The organism is Veillonella tobetsuensis, assembly GCF_001078375.1.
Classification (GTDB): Bacteria; Bacillota; Negativicutes; order Veillonellales; family Veillonellaceae; genus Veillonella; species Veillonella tobetsuensis.
The window spans coordinates 199,082-215,166 of the sequence record NZ_BBXI01000009.1; the positions used below are offsets into that span (position 1 = coordinate 199,082).

A 16,085-nucleotide genomic window follows, 5' to 3' on the forward strand; every position below is an offset into this window, starting at 1 on the left:
ATGATGGATAGACACATCATAGGTAATCTCTTTTGGTATATATAGGGGGGACTATTTAAATTGATTTACTAAGGTACCAATGCCACTAATCGATATAGATACGGTATCTCCTGATTTTAGCCAACCATATTTGCTTTCATTTTTACCGAGTACAACACCACTAGGTGTACCGGTAAAGATAATATCACCCTCTTGTAGTGTAATATACTGAGATACAAACTCTATGATTGCATCTGGTTTAAATAACATTTGTTCTAATTTAGCTTGTTGACGCACTTCACCATTTACTGTTGTGGTAATGGTAGCATTTTCAAAATCAAAATCGTCAGGTGATACGATAACAGGACCGATAGGGGCAAAGTTATCTAAGGATTTGCCAAGAATCCACTGAGAACCTCTAAATTGTAAGGTTCGAGCTGATACATCATTACCTATGGTATATCCTAAGATATGTTCTTTAGCTTGGTCGCGAGATATATTTTTACCCGCCTTACCAATGACGATGACGAGCTCTCCTTCGTAATCATAATGAAGGTTTTCATCTTGAATAAGAACTATATCTTGATGTGACGCTAATGCGTTAGATGTTTTCATAAAGATTTCTGGAAACTCATGTGTAGCAAGACTAGTTTCCGCAATATGGTCCGCATAATTAAGGCCTATACAGATGATATTTTTAGGATTAGAGATTAGTTCATGTTTAGTAGTTGATTTCATAAGAAATACCTCCTTAAGAGCTGGGATATATATCTTAAGATAATTATAATATAAATCACTATGTAAAGAATAATTTTGACGAAATAATTATATAGAGGCATTTTTGTCACATCCTATTTGATATACTTTTAAAAAAGTAATAAAAGGAGGAGACCCTATGTATATGCATAGAAATATGACCGATAAATTTATAGGTACAGTAGCATCTTGTGACATTATAAGTACGGGTAGCTGGTATGGTGATTTACCAGATGGCGTTCCAAAGGAAGTGAAATTAAATCGTAAAGATTACTATATTGAAGAGATACAACATATTTCTATTAAGGAAGCCATAAGTGTTACCTATGGCATTAAATGGGAGCATATCTCAAAACCTGTAGAGGATAAAATAGAATCCTTAACTACTAAGGAGTACTCAATTGACGAATCTAAAAAACAATATCTATTAGAGCTTATGGGGCGTAGATTTTCCGATGATATTGACCTATATGATGAGGATGAGTGTGCTGTCCAAGTGCAGCTCATCAACACTGAGGATCAGGAATTTATATATGAATTTCCTTTTGATAATACCCTGAGGGCCATGTCTATACTATTCAGACAAATCCTAGGTATGCCTACATTACTTTTATTTGATGGAAATCGAGAAAAAGATAGAATTCAAGAGATTCATATTGAAGTGCAAAAAAATATGTACCAAGAATATGGTGACGTAAATACATTGAATTTTAATTGGAATGAGCCTTCTATTTCCATTGATTGTAATAGCAAGCAATTTGGTCACTCTAGCCATAGTCATAGCGAGTATGTAGATAATCAAATGATTCATCAATTGAAGCAAGATATTGACTTTCACATTGGCGAAACGCTATATAGTCTAGATTCCTTTAGTCTTAGTGAAAGTCATGACCTTGATAGAGATCCTGCTCGTGGTGGTATAGTAACAGTACGTATTAAATGGGCGCATAAAGAGGATACATTGTTTATAGGGAATGTAACTGATCAGTATGTGCCCACTTGGTATAAAAATCTAATTAATTTTATATATGCTCATACAAGAGATAAATCTTTACAAGAGTTTTTACAATCAAATCATACATCTGATAGAAGGATTTATACGTATTGTTCCGTATATATTTTTAAGATAAACCAAGAATTTTATTATCGTACTGATAGAAATGATATATATGAAGGGGATATTGTAAAAGTTCCGTTTGGATCCGATAATGCGGTTCGTACTGGTCGTGTAGAATCTATTTCATATCATACGCGTTACGACGTACCTTATGATTTGAAACGAACTAAATTTATTATAGATAAAGACATAGAGATTATTTATGATACCAATCGTTATAGATATGATGATCCATATGATTTATAAGGCATCAAAATAAGTGGTATTCTATATTTTGTACTTAAGTACACTCAACTCATTATATGTCTAATTTCTGTTCTCTATAGAATATGTTGAAATAACTTGCTCATAGTGTTAAGATTATAAGTATATTAATAAGCATGGAGGTCATTGTTATGAGCAAGAATATCGATTGGGATAATCTCGGTTTTGGTTATGTAGAAACCGACTACCGTTATTTGACTACATATAAAGATGGTAAATGGGACGAAGGCGGATTAATTACTGATGCTAACGTTACCCTTAATGAATGTGCAGGTGTATTCCAATATGCACAAACTGTATTCGAAGGTTTAAAAGCATACTACACTAAAGATGGTCACATTGTATGTTTCCGTCCAGATCTTAATGCAGAGCGTTTAAATCAATCTGCGGAACGCCTTGTAATGCCTACATTACCTGAAGGACGCTTCCTTGAAGCGGTTAAAGAAGTTGTGAAAGCGAATAAAGACTTTGTACCTCCATATGGTCATGGTGCTAGCCTTTATATTCGCCCTTATATGATGGGCACAAACTCTGTTATCGGTGTAAAACCGGCTGACGAATATCAATTCCGTGTATTTACAACACCAGTAGGCCCTTACTTTAAAGGCGGTGCAAAACCAATCAAAATCCGTGTTACTGATTTTGACCGTGCAGCACCTCATGGTACTGGTCATATCAAAGCTGGTCTTAACTATGCTATGAGTTTATATGCTATCACTGATGCACATGAACATGGTTATGCTGAAAATATGTATCTTGATGCGGCTACGCGTACACATGTAGAAGAAACCGGTGGTGCGAACTTTATCTTTATTACAAAAGATGGTACTTTGGTAACACCTAAATCCGATAGCATCTTGCCATCTATTACACGTCGCTCCTTGATGTATGTGGCAGAACATTATCTTGGTATGAAGGTTGAACATCGTCCAGTTCACAAAGATGAATTGAAAGACTTTGCTGAAATGGGTCTATGCGGTACAGCTGCAGTTATTTCTCCAGTAGGTCAAATCGATACGCCAGAAGGCACAATTAATGTACCAGCTGGTATGGAAGATATGGGGCCTATGACTAAAAAATTATATGACACATTGCTCGGTATTCAACATGGTGAAATCGAAGCTCCTGAAGGTTGGGTAGTTACGATTTGCTAATTATCTAGGTGATATAAGAGCATAGAGCATACAAAAACCTCCACGATCGTATGAGCGTGGAGGTTTTTAGGTTTAAGACCTTAGTTTTTAGTAAGTCGTTTTAAGTTTAATAATTAGTACTAAGTGTAATAAGTAGTTCTAATTCTAGTTTGATGCTTTTCTTGTACCTACTTTTGCCATAAATTTTTCATTGTTAATAACAAAACGTTCATGTATGCCTTTACCAATGATACCAACACCGTCGGATGCTTCAATATTAAAGGTGATTTTACGCCCTTCCACAGCTGTCACTGTAGCTTTAGCTGTAATTGTAGAGCCCATAGGGGATGGAGCATCGTGGCTAATAGAAAGGGAGATACCTACTGTACCTTCACCTTCTTCTAAATGTGGTTGTACTGCTGCTTGCGCTGCTTCTTCCATAAGTGCACACATAGCTGGTGTAGCAAAGACCTCTAAAGAACCGGATTTCATTGTTTTTGCAATATTAGATTCTGTTACTGTAACCGTTGACGTAGCTGTTTGACCTGCTGATATCATAATATACCTTCTTTCATTAAGAATATTCTCGTTATAATGACATTATACATCTTTAAATAATTTTTATGCTATCAGATTTATATAATTTTTAGGTGCTAATGGCATAATAGTTATAACTACTCTATAGAATCCGTGATATAATATAACTAGTTTTTTTATAAAACGAGGTATATATGAGTACAAGAAAATTAAAACCTTCTGGTGAAGGTTGGGTACAATTGATAGCAGGCATTGGTTTTATAGTCTTATTAATTGTCATTAATATTGTGGATCCAACATTTTATCCCACCATGTGGCATTTAGCTACTAGTGGTTCTATGGAGGAAATAGCAGAATATATTCAAGGCTTTGGCCCAATGGCCATGGTTGTAAGTATGGTCCTAGATATTTTTGTCAATGCCGTAGGTTTTTTGCCTTCAATTTTTATTTCAACAGCTAATGGATTGGTATTTGGTATGTGGCCAGGTATCATTATTTCTTGGCTAGCTGAAACAATTGGTGTAGTTATCAGCTTTTACATTATGCGTTATTTCTTACGAGATGCGGCTGATAAGCTCATTTCTAAGAGCAGTACATTGATGAAAGTAGATGATTTCTCCGGTAATAATGGTTTTGTGGTCATGTTATTTGCTAGATCATTACCTTATTTTCCATCTGGTGTCATCACTGCGCTAGGGGCTATCAGTAAGATTAAGCCTCGAGACTATATTTTGGCAAATTTAATTGGTAAATTCCCATCAACAGCTCTTGAGGTTGCCATAGGAACAGATATTGTCAATTTTCAAGAGAATATGGGTCGTCTTGGCATCATTGTTGTTGTAGCCGGCACTGTATATTTCATCTTGTGGAAGGTGTACAAGCGTTATATGGATAAACGTAATGCTGAACAAGAACATGATCCTAATGCGTAGCATAAATTTGTAATCTTATGTAATTAATCAAATAAAGAGGCGATACTATGAGTTTTTCACTTCCTGAACGGGTAACCTTAAAAGGCCCTAATTTTATTCGAGAAGTATTTGAACGTGGTGTAGGCGTACCAGGCTTTATTAGTTTTGGTATTGGTAATCCTGCACCTGAAGCAATTCCTGTGAAGGTTATCGAAGATGCCTTCGATTTTATCGTTCACGAAAATCCGATGGGGCTTTTACAATATGGTCCTATGCAAGGGGATGCACGTCTATCAGAATTGACGCTAGACCGTTTATCTAAGGTTCATCACATGAACTTAAAAGGACAGGGCTTAATTATTTCAAATGGTGCGGGCCAATTATTAGGCTTAGTACCGATTACCGTATGTGAACCAGGCGATGAAGTGTACATGGATGATTATACTTTTACAAGTGCTATCAATTCCGTACGCAACATGGGGGCCAAAGCTGTAGGTATTAAAACCGATGAATTTGGTATGATTCCTAGTGAACTAGAAAAAGCGGCTCAATCTGGTAAAGGGAAATATATTTATTTAATTCCTAACTTCCAAAATCCAACAGGTATTACAATGCCTCTAGAGCGTCGTAAAGAAATCTACGCTATTGCATCTAAATATGATTTATTTATCTATGAAGATGATCCATATGGTGAAATCCGTTTTGCTGGTGAACATGTGTCTAGCTTTAAATCCTTTGATACGGAAAATCGTGTTCTCTATGCAGGCTCCTATTCTAAAACATTATCAGCAGGCTTGCGTGTAGGTTTCTTGTTGGGACCTGAGGATGTAATTAGCACAATCCAAGCTTTGAAGAATAATACAGCCGGACAAATGCCGTTAGTTACACAAAAGGTAGTGGCCCATGTACTTGATCAAATCGATTATGACGCACATTTAGAAAATGTACGTAAAGTTTATAAATCTAAATGTGATGCTATGATGCGCGTATTTAAGGAGAAGGGGAGTTCTAAGGTTCATTTAACAGAACCAACCGGTGGTATGTTTGCGTGGATGACGATGCCAGATACTGTTGATTGCGATGAGTTTTTTGAGACGTGCATGAATAAAAATGTGGGCATTATCAAATGCGGTGCATTCGCTTCGGATGGGGTAGAGAATGGACATGCATTTCGCTTAAGTTATACTGTGCCAACAATACCAGAAATTGAAAAGGGCATGGAAATCCTTTGTGCTCTTACAAAAGAATATTGTGGTGAATAATTCATGATAAAGCATATATGTATATTGAAAAATATTGAAATACCATGATACAATAGGGCTGTAAATATTTGGTATGTTAGCCTTTATAGATAGCTTTCACCATGATCAATATTTACATAGAGAAAATAATTTTAAAACTATATATTGTTGAGGCAAGTCCTCAAAGAAAGTAGGTGTTTACTATGGGTTGCGGTAGCAGCAGTGATTGTGGCGGATGCCCATCTCAATCCTCTGGTTGCGGTGGCGGCGCTTCTCAACAACCTCAAGATCTTACAGCTCCATTACACGAGCTTAGTTCTGTTAAACATGTAATCGGCGTAGTATCCGGTAAAGGTGGCGTAGGTAAATCCTCCGTTACGAGCTTGATGGCCATTACAATGGCGCGTAAAGGTTACAAAGTAGGTATTCTCGATGCGGATATTACCGGTCCTTCCATTCCTAAGATGTTCGGCATCAAGGAAAAAGCATATGCTGACGAAATTGGCATGTATCCTGTAAAATCTAAAGGCGGTATCGACGTTATGTCTGTTAACCTCCTTTTGGAAAACGATACAGATCCTGTTTTATGGCGTGGTCCTATTCTAGGCAATGTTGTAAAACAATTCTATACAGATGTAATTTGGAAAGACATTGATTATTTATTTGTTGATATGCCGCCAGGAACAGGTGACGTAGCGATTACTGTATACCAATCCTTGAAATTGGATGGTATCATCATCGTTACATCTCCTCAAGACTTGGTATCCATGATTGTTGAAAAAGCAGTTAAAATGGCTGATTTAATGCAAGTGCCTATTATTGGTGTGGTGGAAAACTACTCTTACTTCCATTGCCCAGATAACGGTAAGGATTACCAAATCTTTGGTGAAAGCCACATTGAAGAAATCCTTCAAAAATACGGTCTATTATTGTTGAACCGTTTACCAATTGATCCAACTATTGCAAATCTTTGCGACCAAGGTGATATTGAGTCTATCGAAAAAACAAATTTAGAGAACGTATCTTTACCTGAATAGGATTTATATGATGAAAGCTGTGCATACCATGTGATGCACAGCTTTTTCTCACATCTTTTTATCTTGAAATATATTATATTTATGATAAGAGGATATAAATATATTTTAGTTTTTCCTATGTAGGAGATTTGTGTATGAAAAAAGTTTTAAACTGGATTATTCCAGCGGCCTTTGGTTTAGGTCTTTGGTTTATTCCAACTCCGGAGGGGTTAACACCTCAGTCCTGGCATTTATTTGCCATCTTTGTGGCGACTATCGTAGGCTTTATTACTCAGCCATTACCGATTGGTGGCGTATCTATTGTTGTTATTACTGTAGCAGCGTTGACAGGTACCTTGAAAATTGGTGAAGCTATTTCTGGCTTTGCGAATTCTGCTATTTGGTTAATTGTTGGGGCCTTCTTATTCTCTCGTGGTTTTATTAAGACTGGTTTGGGTAAACGTATTGCTTATAACTTGATTGCTGCATTTGGTAGCAGTTCTTTGCGCCTATCTTATGCTTTAGCTTTAACTGATTTGATTTTGGCGCCTGCCACACCATCTAATACAGCTCGTGTGGGCGGTGTTATCATGCCAATTACGACAAGTTTGGCAAAAGCGTTCGGCTCTGAACCACATGATGGCCCTCGTAAAATTGGTTCCTTCTTGATGCAATCCATTTATCAGGTTAATACGATTACGTCTGCCATGTTCCAAACATCCATGGCTGGTAATACCTTGGTTGCTGCATTAGCACTTCAATCCTTTAGTATTGGTATCACTTGGGGTGATTGGGCTATGGCTGCCATCGTTCCTGGCATTATTGCGTTAATCATTATGCCGTACTTCATTTACAAAGTATACCCACCGGAAATCAAAGATTCTCGTGAAGCTCAACAAATGATTAAAGAAGAGTTAAAAGGCCTTGGTAAGATGTCTTTCCAAGAGTGGGTGATGCTTGGCGTATTTATTTTAGCTCTAGTATTGTGGGCTACTTCTCAATTCACTAAACTTGATGCAACAACTGTTGCATTCTTGGGCATTTCTATTTTGCTTGCTACAGGCGTTCTTATTTGGGACGATGTTAAAAGTGAAAAAGGTGCTTGGGATACATTAGTTTGGATGGGTACATTGATGGGCTTTGCCGGTTTTCTTTCCAAATTGGGCTTCATTAAATGGGCCACAGTTCAAGTGGGTGGCGTTATCCCTGAAGGTTCTTGGGTGATTGCCTTTGTTATAGCGGTTCTTGTAAATACGTATGCACACTATGTATTCGCATCCTTAACAGCACATATTTCTGCAATGTTCGTAGCATTCTCTGCAATCGCTATTTCTGCAGGTGCACCACCAATGTTGACATTGCTCATGATTGCATTCACATCTAACTTGTGTATGTCCTTAACTCACTATGCAGCAGGTCCATCCCCAGTAATTTTTAATACTGGTTATGTTCCGCAAAACACATGGTGGAAAATTGGTTTCTTCGCATCCGTAATCAACTTAATCATCTTCATGGGCATCGGTTCCTTGTGGATGAAAGTTATCGGTATGTGGTAAACCACAAGATAATAGATTAATACATTTATGTATACATAACGCCGTTCCTTATGGGACGGCGTTTTTGTGATACAATAGCAATAGATTACTAATTTTAATAAAAAAGGTAGACCATTAAATAATTGTGTAGGAGGTCATATGAAATTTGATAATCCACAATTAATTAAATACATTAAGGGATGTACGTCCCCATACCATACGGTAGATACTAGTTTACAATTATTAGTAGATGCAGGTTTTACTGAGTTGTCTTTAGAGGAACCGTGGAGCTTAACAACTGGTAATTATGTTGTAAATGTGTATGGCACAACATTATTTGCTTTTCACATAGGAGAGGACTATCGTCATTCCTTACGCATTGCATCAGCACATACAGATTTTCCTGCCATACGTGTAAAACCTAATCCCATTACTGATGTAAAAGGCTATACTAAGCTCAATGTAGAAATGTATGGTGGATTAATACAAAATACATGGCTTGATCGCCCGTTAGGGGCTGCAGGAACCGTTGTTTTAAAAGGGGATAATCCTTATGACGTAGAATCTGTTCTTGTAGACACAAAACGACCGATTGCTATCATTCCTAATTTGGCAATTCATATGAATCGAAATGTAAATGATGGCGTAGCCCTAAATCGACAAAAAGAAATGTTGCCTATAATAATGATGAATCAACAGGGTTCTGATACAACAAAATCTGATGTGGATGAATGGAATACATTTTTGGCAGAAGAGGTAAATTGTGATCCATCGGAAATTTTATCCTATGAAATTACACTATATCCTGTGACAGAAGGTATTTTAGTTGGTACAGAATTTGATTTTATTAGCTCCCCGCGGTTAGATAACTTAACATCTTGTTTTGGTGCATTATCCGGTATTGTAGAAGCGAAGAAAAATAAGGTAGAAGGCATACGCTGTGCTGTATTGTTCGATAATGAAGAGGTTGGTAGCCGCACGAAACAAGGGGGGGCAGGAATGTTACTACCAAATCTATTAGAACGGGTATATCGCAGCCTCGGACTAAGTAGGGATGACATGGATATGGATGTGGCTCGCGGCTTTATGATTTCCTCAGATGTAGCGCATGGTTTGCATCCAAATTATCCAGAGAAAAATGATATTACCAATTTCCCTGTACTCAATGGAGGCGTTACGTTAAAGCAAGCAGCTAGTCAATCTTATGCAGGCGATGCGATGGCAATTGCTATTGTTAAGTGCCTTTGTGAGGAGGCTAATGTTAAATACCAAATTTATGTTAATCGTTCAGATATTGTGGGCGGCTCTACAGTAGGTTCAATTTCATCCTCTATGCTACCGATGAGAACCATGGATATTGGTCTACCATTGTTGGCCATGCATTCTGCTGTAGAGACGATGGGCGCTTGCGATCAAGAACAATTGAATCGTTTAATGCAGCATTTTTTAGGTGATGAATAGATTATAGCTTTGTGATTTCGATACTTTCATTTTGTATTATTAAACACATATGAAAAATTTGTGAATAGAAAAAATTCCATATAGAGATAAAAGATTAATAAAGGTATCTTTTATAATGATTAAGCCTTTTAATATCTAAAAATTATTGTATAATATAAATATGTTTGATACATAATTATATATCAAAAATATTGATAAGTGTTTTGTGAAAAACATGTAATTCGATATGGATGGTATACATGTAAATCAATGAAAAGAAATCTATCATTCGATAGGACTCGGTAGGAGGCAACTATGAAGAAAATTAAATCCGTTTTAGTGGCCAATCGCGGTGAAATTGCAATCCGCGTATTTCGTGCATGTAACGAAATGGGCATTAAGACAGTAGCTATCTACTCTAAGGAAGACACATTGTCCTTGCACCGCAACCAAGCTGATGAAGCGTATTTGGTAGGGGAAGGAAAGAAACCTGTTGATGCATATCTTGATATTGAAGATATCATCCGTATTGCGAAAGAGCATGATATTGATGCCATCCATCCTGGCTATGGTTTCTTATCTGAAAACGAAGGCTTTGCAAAACGTTGTGCTGAAGAAGGCATTATTTTCATTGGTCCACATATTGAACATTTGAATATGTTCGGTGATAAAGTTAATGCTCGTACTCAAGCTAAATTAGCAGAAATCCCTATGATTCCTGGTTCTGATGGGGCGTTGAAGGATTATGCTCAATTAGAAGAGTTTGCTGAAACACATGGATACCCATTGATGATCAAAGCCGTTAATGGCGGTGGTGGTCGTGGTATGCGTGAAGTTCATCGCAAAGAAGATTTGCGTGATGCATACGATCGTGCTAAATCCGAAGCTAAAGCAGCATTTGGTGATGATGATGTATATGTAGAAAAACTCATCGTTGAACCAAAACATATCGAAGTACAAATCTTAGGTGACGAACATGGTAATGTGGTTCATTTACATGAACGTGATTGCTCCGTTCAACGTCGTCACCAAAAGGTTGTTGAAATGGCACCAGCTTTTGCATTGAGTTTGGAAACTCGTAAAGCTGTTTGTGATGCTGCCGTTAAAATCATGAAAAACGTTGGATACGTTAATGCTGGTACAGTTGAGTTCTTGGTAACTGCTGATGGCAGCTTCTACTTCATCGAAGTAAACCCTCGTATCCAAGTAGAACATACTGTAACAGAAATGATTACAGATATTGATATTGTTCACGCTCAAATTCGTATCGCTGAAGGCTATAATTTACACAGCCCAGAGGTAGGGATTCCTGAACAAGATCAAATTCCTTGTAAAGGTACCGCAATCCAATGTCGTATCACTACAGAAAATCCTAAAAATAACTTTATGCCAGACACTGGTAAAATCTTGGCATATCGTAGCTCCGGTGGCTTTGGCATCCGTCTTGACTCTGGTAATGCTTTCTCCGGTGCCGTTGTAACACCTTACTACGATTCCTTGCTTGTAAAAGCAACTGCATTTGGTCCTAATAACGAAGAAACAATTCGCAAAATGCTTCGTTGCTTAAAGGAATTCCGTATCCGTGGCGTAAAAACAAATATCCATTTCTTGATTAATGTTTTGGAACATCCTGAATTCCAAAGTGGTCACTATAATGTAAACTTCATTGAAGAACATCCTGAATTATTTGAATTGAAACCAGATCGTGACCGTGGTACTAAATTATTGCGTTACATTGCAGATGTAACAATCAATGGTTATTCTGGTGCAGGTCCACAACCACTTCCTGAATTTGAACCAATTCAAATGCCTTCTACATTAGATGTAACTCCAGCTCCTGGTACAAAACAAAAATTTGATGAATTAGGTCCAGATGGATTCAGCAAATGGTTAGCAGAGCAAAAACAAGTATTCTTCACAGATACTACATGGCGTGATGCTCATCAATCCTTGTTTGCAACACGTCTACGTACCATCGATATGGCCCGCGTAGCTGGTCATGCTGCTAAAGGTGTCCCTAACTTGTTCTCCTTGGAATGTTGGGGCGGTGCAACATTTGACGTATCCTATCGCTTCTTGCATGAAGATCCATGGGAACGTTTACGCATGTTCCGTCGTGAAGTGCCTAATACATTGCTTCAAATGCTTATTCGTGGTGCCAATGCAGTAGGTTACACATCCTACCCTGATAATGTGGTTCGTCACTTTATTCAACGTGCAGCCGTTAATGGTATCGATGTATTCCGTGTATTCGATAGCTTGAACAGCCTTGATAACATGCATGTGGCTATCGATGAAGTACGTGCACAAAATAAAATAGCAGAAGTGGCATTATGCTACACTGGCGATATTTTAGATAGCAGCCGTCCTAAATATAATCTTGATTACTATGTGAAGATGGCAAAAGAATTGCAAAATGCAGGTGCTAATATCATTGCTATTAAAGATATGGCAGGTCTTTTGAAACCTCAAGCTGCATATAACCTTGTATCCGCATTAAAAGATGCTGTTACAGTACCAATTCATTTGCATTCTCATGAAGGTTCTGGCAATACCATTTACTCTTATGGTCGTGCTGTAGATGCTGGTGTAGACGTAATCGACTTAGCATACTCTGCATTTGCTAATGGTACAAGTCAACCAAGCATGAATTCCATGTACTACGCTTTATCTGGTCACGAACGTCAACCAGAAATGAACATCGATTACATGGAAGAAATGTCTCATTATTTCGGTAGCATTCGTCCTTACTACAAAGGTGTAGATAAAGCAGAAGCATATCCTAACACTGGTGTATACCAACATGAAATGCCAGGTGGCCAATACTCTAACTTACAACAACAAGCTAAGATGGTAGGCCTTGGTGACCGTTGGGCGGATATTAAGAAAATGTACCATCAAGTTAATATGATGTTTGGTGATATTATCAAAGTAACACCTTCCTCTAAAGTAGTAGGGGATATGACATTGTACATGGTTCAAAACAATTTGACTGAACAAGATATCTACGAAAAAGGCGATGTATTAGACTTCCCTCAATCCGTAGTAGAATTCTTTGAAGGCCGTCTTGGCACACCATACCAAGGTTTCCCAGAAGAACTTCAAAGAATCATCTTAAAAGGCATTCGTCCAATTACAGTTCGTCCTGGTGCAGTATTGCCACCAACTGACTTTGAACATGTTCGCAATGAATTAAGTGATATGGGTGCAGCTACAACTGATGAAGATGTAAGTGCATACTGCTTATATCCTAAAGTATTCAAAGATTACTCTAAATTCACTAATGACTTTGGTGATGTGTCTGTGCTCGATACACCAACATTCTTCTTTGGCATGAAACGTGGTGAAGAAATCCAAGTTACTATTGAAAAAGGTAAAACATTAATCATTAAAATGAATGGTGTATCCGATCCTGATGAAGATGGTAATCGTGTTGTTCTCTTTGAATTTAATGGTCAACCTCGTGCTATTAAGGTTCATGATAAACACGCTAAAACAACTGGTGTCGTTCGTCGTAAAGTTGATGAATCTAACCCAGGTGAAATCGGTGCTACATTGTCTGGCTCCGTTGTTAAGATTCTCGTTAAGAATGGACAATCCGTATCTAAAGGTGAACCATTAATCGTAACAGAAGCTATGAAGATGGAAACTACAATTACAGCTCCTATCGCTGGTATCGTTGAAGAAATCTTTGTTCGTGAAGGCAGCCGTATTGAGTCTGGCGATTGTTTGTTACATATTGAAGATGCTATTAAACGTTAATTTCATACGATTTAGCACGTAAGTGCATACTAAAGAACCCCTTATAACACTTTTGATTATAATCTTCTTAAAAAGATTGTAATTCATAGGTTTATAAGGGGTTCTTTTTATACTTTTCCTACTAAATATGGTACTATATATAAACAAAGAACGACTTAGTAATAATCCAAAAAACCAGCCACCATGGCTTGGGGGGATTAAACTAAGTCGTTCATTTATTAATAGCATACCAAATGAAAAAGATTTAGACAAGTCAGTACTATTAAGTAGCATTATATGGTTCTTTTTGTACTTTTTCTACTAAATATGGTACTATATAAGGTATAAGAAAATAGGCGTATTGTGCCTTTTTCAAGATTACTAGCTGATTAGAAAAGGAGTATTAGCCAATGAGATGTCCTTATTGCCAACATACAGACACGAAGGTAACAGACTCAAGAACGACTGACGAAGGGAACAGTATCCGCCGTCGTCGCGAGTGTATTAATTGTGGACGCCGCTTTACTACTTATGAAATCATCGAAGAAGTACCACTCATGGTAGCAAAGAAAAATGGTCGCCGTGAATTATTTGACAGAGGTAAATTGTTAAATGGTTTGCTGCGTTCTTGTGATAAACGAACAGTGCCTATGTCCGTCATGGAAGAGGTTGTTAATAATGTAGAACGAGATATTCGCAATGAAGTAAATCAAGAAATCTCTACAGATCGTATCGGTGAACTTGTACTACAACAATTGAAAGATATCGACCAAGTTGCGTATGTGCGTTTTGCATCTGTATATCGCAAATTTGATAACATTGACAGCTTTATGGCTGAACTGAAAGCACTAAAAAAATTAGATGCCAAAAAGGTAAAGAAATAACAAGAGTATATGATTGATTTACATTGTGATACGATAATGCAATTAATCGACCATCCACATGATGGTGATTTATTCTCTAATAAGTGGAAAATTGATATTCAACGTCTCATTAAGGGCCATAGTCGATTACAAGATTTTGCATTATTTGTGGACTTAAAAGAACAAGAAGATTCTTATGCTAGATATGAATCTATGCGTGCTTTATTTGATATTCAAATGCAAAAATATAGTGACCATATTAGTCATGTGCGCTCTTATGAGGAAATTAAGGCTTGTTATGATAATCATAAATTGGCTGCCCTACTGTCGATAGAAGAGGGTGGTGTTCTTGGGGGCGATTTATCCAAACTTGAAAAGGCCTATAAGGATGGTGTTCGTCTTATAACATTGACCTGGAACTATCCGAACGAATTAGGCGAGCCTAATACAGGAGATCCATATAAGAAACTGACAAAAATAGGGATAGAGTTTGTGGAACGAATGCAAGAATTAGGTATGATTGTAGACTGCTCTCATCTCAACGATGGCGGAACAGAACAATTAGGAGATATTCTTGATGTACCTTTTATTGCTTCTCATTCTAATGCACGAGAAGTGACGGCCCATCGACGCAATTTGCCAGATCACTTGATTCGTCTAATAGGTGAAAAGGGCGGTGTTATTGGCCTGAATTTTGCTCAGTCATTCCTTGGCACTTCATCTATTAGTCGTATTGAAGATATCGTTAAACATGGATTGTATATCATCAATAAAGGCGGTGAAGATGTCATAGCTTTAGGCACTGATTTTGATGGCATTAAACCGAATACGGAAATTAAAGACATTTCAGATATGCATCGTTTATACGATGCTTTTAGGGGAGCAGGGCTTTCAGAGGAACAAACAGAAAAATTGTTCTGGAAAAATGCTGATCGCTTACTAAAGGAGATTTTATAATGACAGATATAAATCCAATCATTGCTGATCGATTTACTGATCATCTAGACGTATTCAGTAAAACGATGGAATTAATGGATGTTATTCAAGAAATAGCAAATCGTTGTATTGTAGCCTTGAATAGTGGTAATAAAATCATGTTTTGTGGCAATGGTGGGTCTGCTGCTGATTCTCAACATCTTGCAGCGGAGTTGGTAGGGCGTTTTAAAAAAGAACGTCGTTCTCTTGCGTCTATTGCTCTTACAACTGATACATCAATTTTGACAGCTGTTGCTAATGATTATGATTTTGATTCAATCTTTGCTCGTCAAGTTGAAGGCTTAGGTCGCTCTGGTGATGTACTTATCGGCATTTCTACGTCTGGTAACTCTAAAAATGTGGTGAAAGCCATGCAAATGGCTCGTAATACAGGAATGCATACAATAGCTTTTACAGGCGAAGGTGGCGGAAAATTAGCTGAACTATGTGATATTACACTTGCCGTTCCTAGTACAGTGACTGCACGAATTCAAGAGATGCATATCTTGGTAGGTCATATTATCTGCGAGCTTATCGAAGAAGGTTATTAATCGAGATAGGGAAGAAATCATAGATT

At 37.4% G+C, this 16,085-nt stretch carries 13 protein-coding genes; 11 read left to right on the forward strand and 2 right to left on the reverse strand.

Going from position 1 to position 16,085, the window contains the following annotated elements; genetic code table 11:
- Positions 1-51: 51 nt before the first annotated feature.
- The gene (locus tag VEI_RS03750; protein ID WP_059362001.1) at positions 52-717 is read right to left on the reverse strand and encodes a fumarylacetoacetate hydrolase family protein; all 666 of its coding nucleotides are present in this window, start codon (positions 715-717) and stop codon (positions 52-54) included.
- Positions 718-874: 157 nt separating this feature from the next.
- Between VEI_RS03750 and VEI_RS03755 the strand changes: the two genes are divergently transcribed.
- Together VEI_RS03755 and VEI_RS03760 are read left to right on the forward strand one after the other, a co-directional pair.
- Entirely contained in the window at positions 875-2,098 is a 1,224-nt protein-coding gene (locus VEI_RS03755; RefSeq protein WP_059362003.1) for a hypothetical protein, read from the forward strand.
- Positions 2,099-2,247: 149 nt separating this feature from the next.
- Positions 2,248-3,270 (forward strand): branched-chain amino acid aminotransferase, encoded by a 1,023-nt coding sequence (locus VEI_RS03760; protein WP_059362005.1) that lies wholly within the window; start codon positions 2,248-2,250, stop codon positions 3,268-3,270.
- Positions 3,271-3,414: 144 nt separating this feature from the next.
- Here the strand turns inward: VEI_RS03760 and VEI_RS03765 are convergent, their stop codons facing one another.
- Positions 3,415-3,807, reverse strand: a complete 393-nt coding sequence (locus VEI_RS03765; RefSeq protein ID WP_059362007.1) for a thioesterase family protein — start codon at positions 3,805-3,807, stop codon at positions 3,415-3,417.
- 173 nt (positions 3,808-3,980) lie between these two features.
- On the opposite strand from VEI_RS03765, the gene VEI_RS03770 reads away from it, so the two are divergent.
- The 9 genes from VEI_RS03770 (at position 3,981) to gmhA (ending at position 16,059) form a co-directional block, all read left to right on the forward strand.
- Positions 3,981-4,718: a TVP38/TMEM64 family protein gene (locus VEI_RS03770; RefSeq protein ID WP_059362009.1), complete on the forward strand. Its 738-nt coding sequence runs from the start codon at positions 3,981-3,983 to the stop codon at positions 4,716-4,718.
- A 47-nt stretch (positions 4,719-4,765) separates the two neighbouring features.
- Positions 4,766-5,959: an aminotransferase-like domain-containing protein gene (locus VEI_RS03775; protein WP_059362010.1), complete on the forward strand. Its 1,194-nt coding sequence runs from the start codon at positions 4,766-4,768 to the stop codon at positions 5,957-5,959.
- Between the two features lie 182 nt (positions 5,960-6,141).
- Positions 6,142-6,975 carry an Mrp/NBP35 family ATP-binding protein gene (locus tag VEI_RS03780; protein ID WP_059362012.1) on the forward strand — a complete coding sequence of 278 codons (834 nt, stop codon included), beginning with the start codon at positions 6,142-6,144 and terminating at the stop codon, positions 6,973-6,975.
- Between the two features lie 134 nt (positions 6,976-7,109).
- Positions 7,110-8,510 (forward strand): anion permease, encoded by a 1,401-nt coding sequence (locus VEI_RS03785; protein WP_059362014.1) that lies wholly within the window; start codon positions 7,110-7,112, stop codon positions 8,508-8,510.
- A gap of 138 nt (positions 8,511-8,648) precedes the next feature.
- Positions 8,649-9,950, forward strand: a complete 1,302-nt coding sequence (locus VEI_RS03790; protein WP_059362016.1) for a M18 family aminopeptidase — start codon at positions 8,649-8,651, stop codon at positions 9,948-9,950.
- 294 nt (positions 9,951-10,244) lie between these two features.
- Positions 10,245-13,691 carry a pyruvate carboxylase gene (locus VEI_RS03795; RefSeq protein WP_059362018.1) on the forward strand — a complete coding sequence of 1,149 codons (3,447 nt, stop codon included), beginning with the start codon at positions 10,245-10,247 and terminating at the stop codon, positions 13,689-13,691.
- Between the two features lie 389 nt (positions 13,692-14,080).
- Positions 14,081-14,554: a transcriptional regulator NrdR gene (gene nrdR, locus VEI_RS03800; protein ID WP_059362020.1), complete on the forward strand. Its 474-nt coding sequence runs from the start codon at positions 14,081-14,083 to the stop codon at positions 14,552-14,554.
- A gap of 9 nt (positions 14,555-14,563) precedes the next feature.
- A complete protein-coding gene (locus VEI_RS03805) occupies positions 14,564-15,490 on the forward strand; it encodes a dipeptidase (protein WP_059362022.1) in 927 nt (308 codons plus the stop codon).
- On the forward strand, positions 15,490-16,059 hold the full coding sequence (gmhA, locus tag VEI_RS03810; RefSeq protein ID WP_059362024.1) for a D-sedoheptulose 7-phosphate isomerase: 570 nt from the start codon (positions 15,490-15,492) through the stop codon (positions 16,057-16,059). Before VEI_RS03805 ends, gmhA begins: the two co-directional genes overlap by 1 nt.
- Positions 16,060-16,085: the final 26 nt, after the last annotated feature.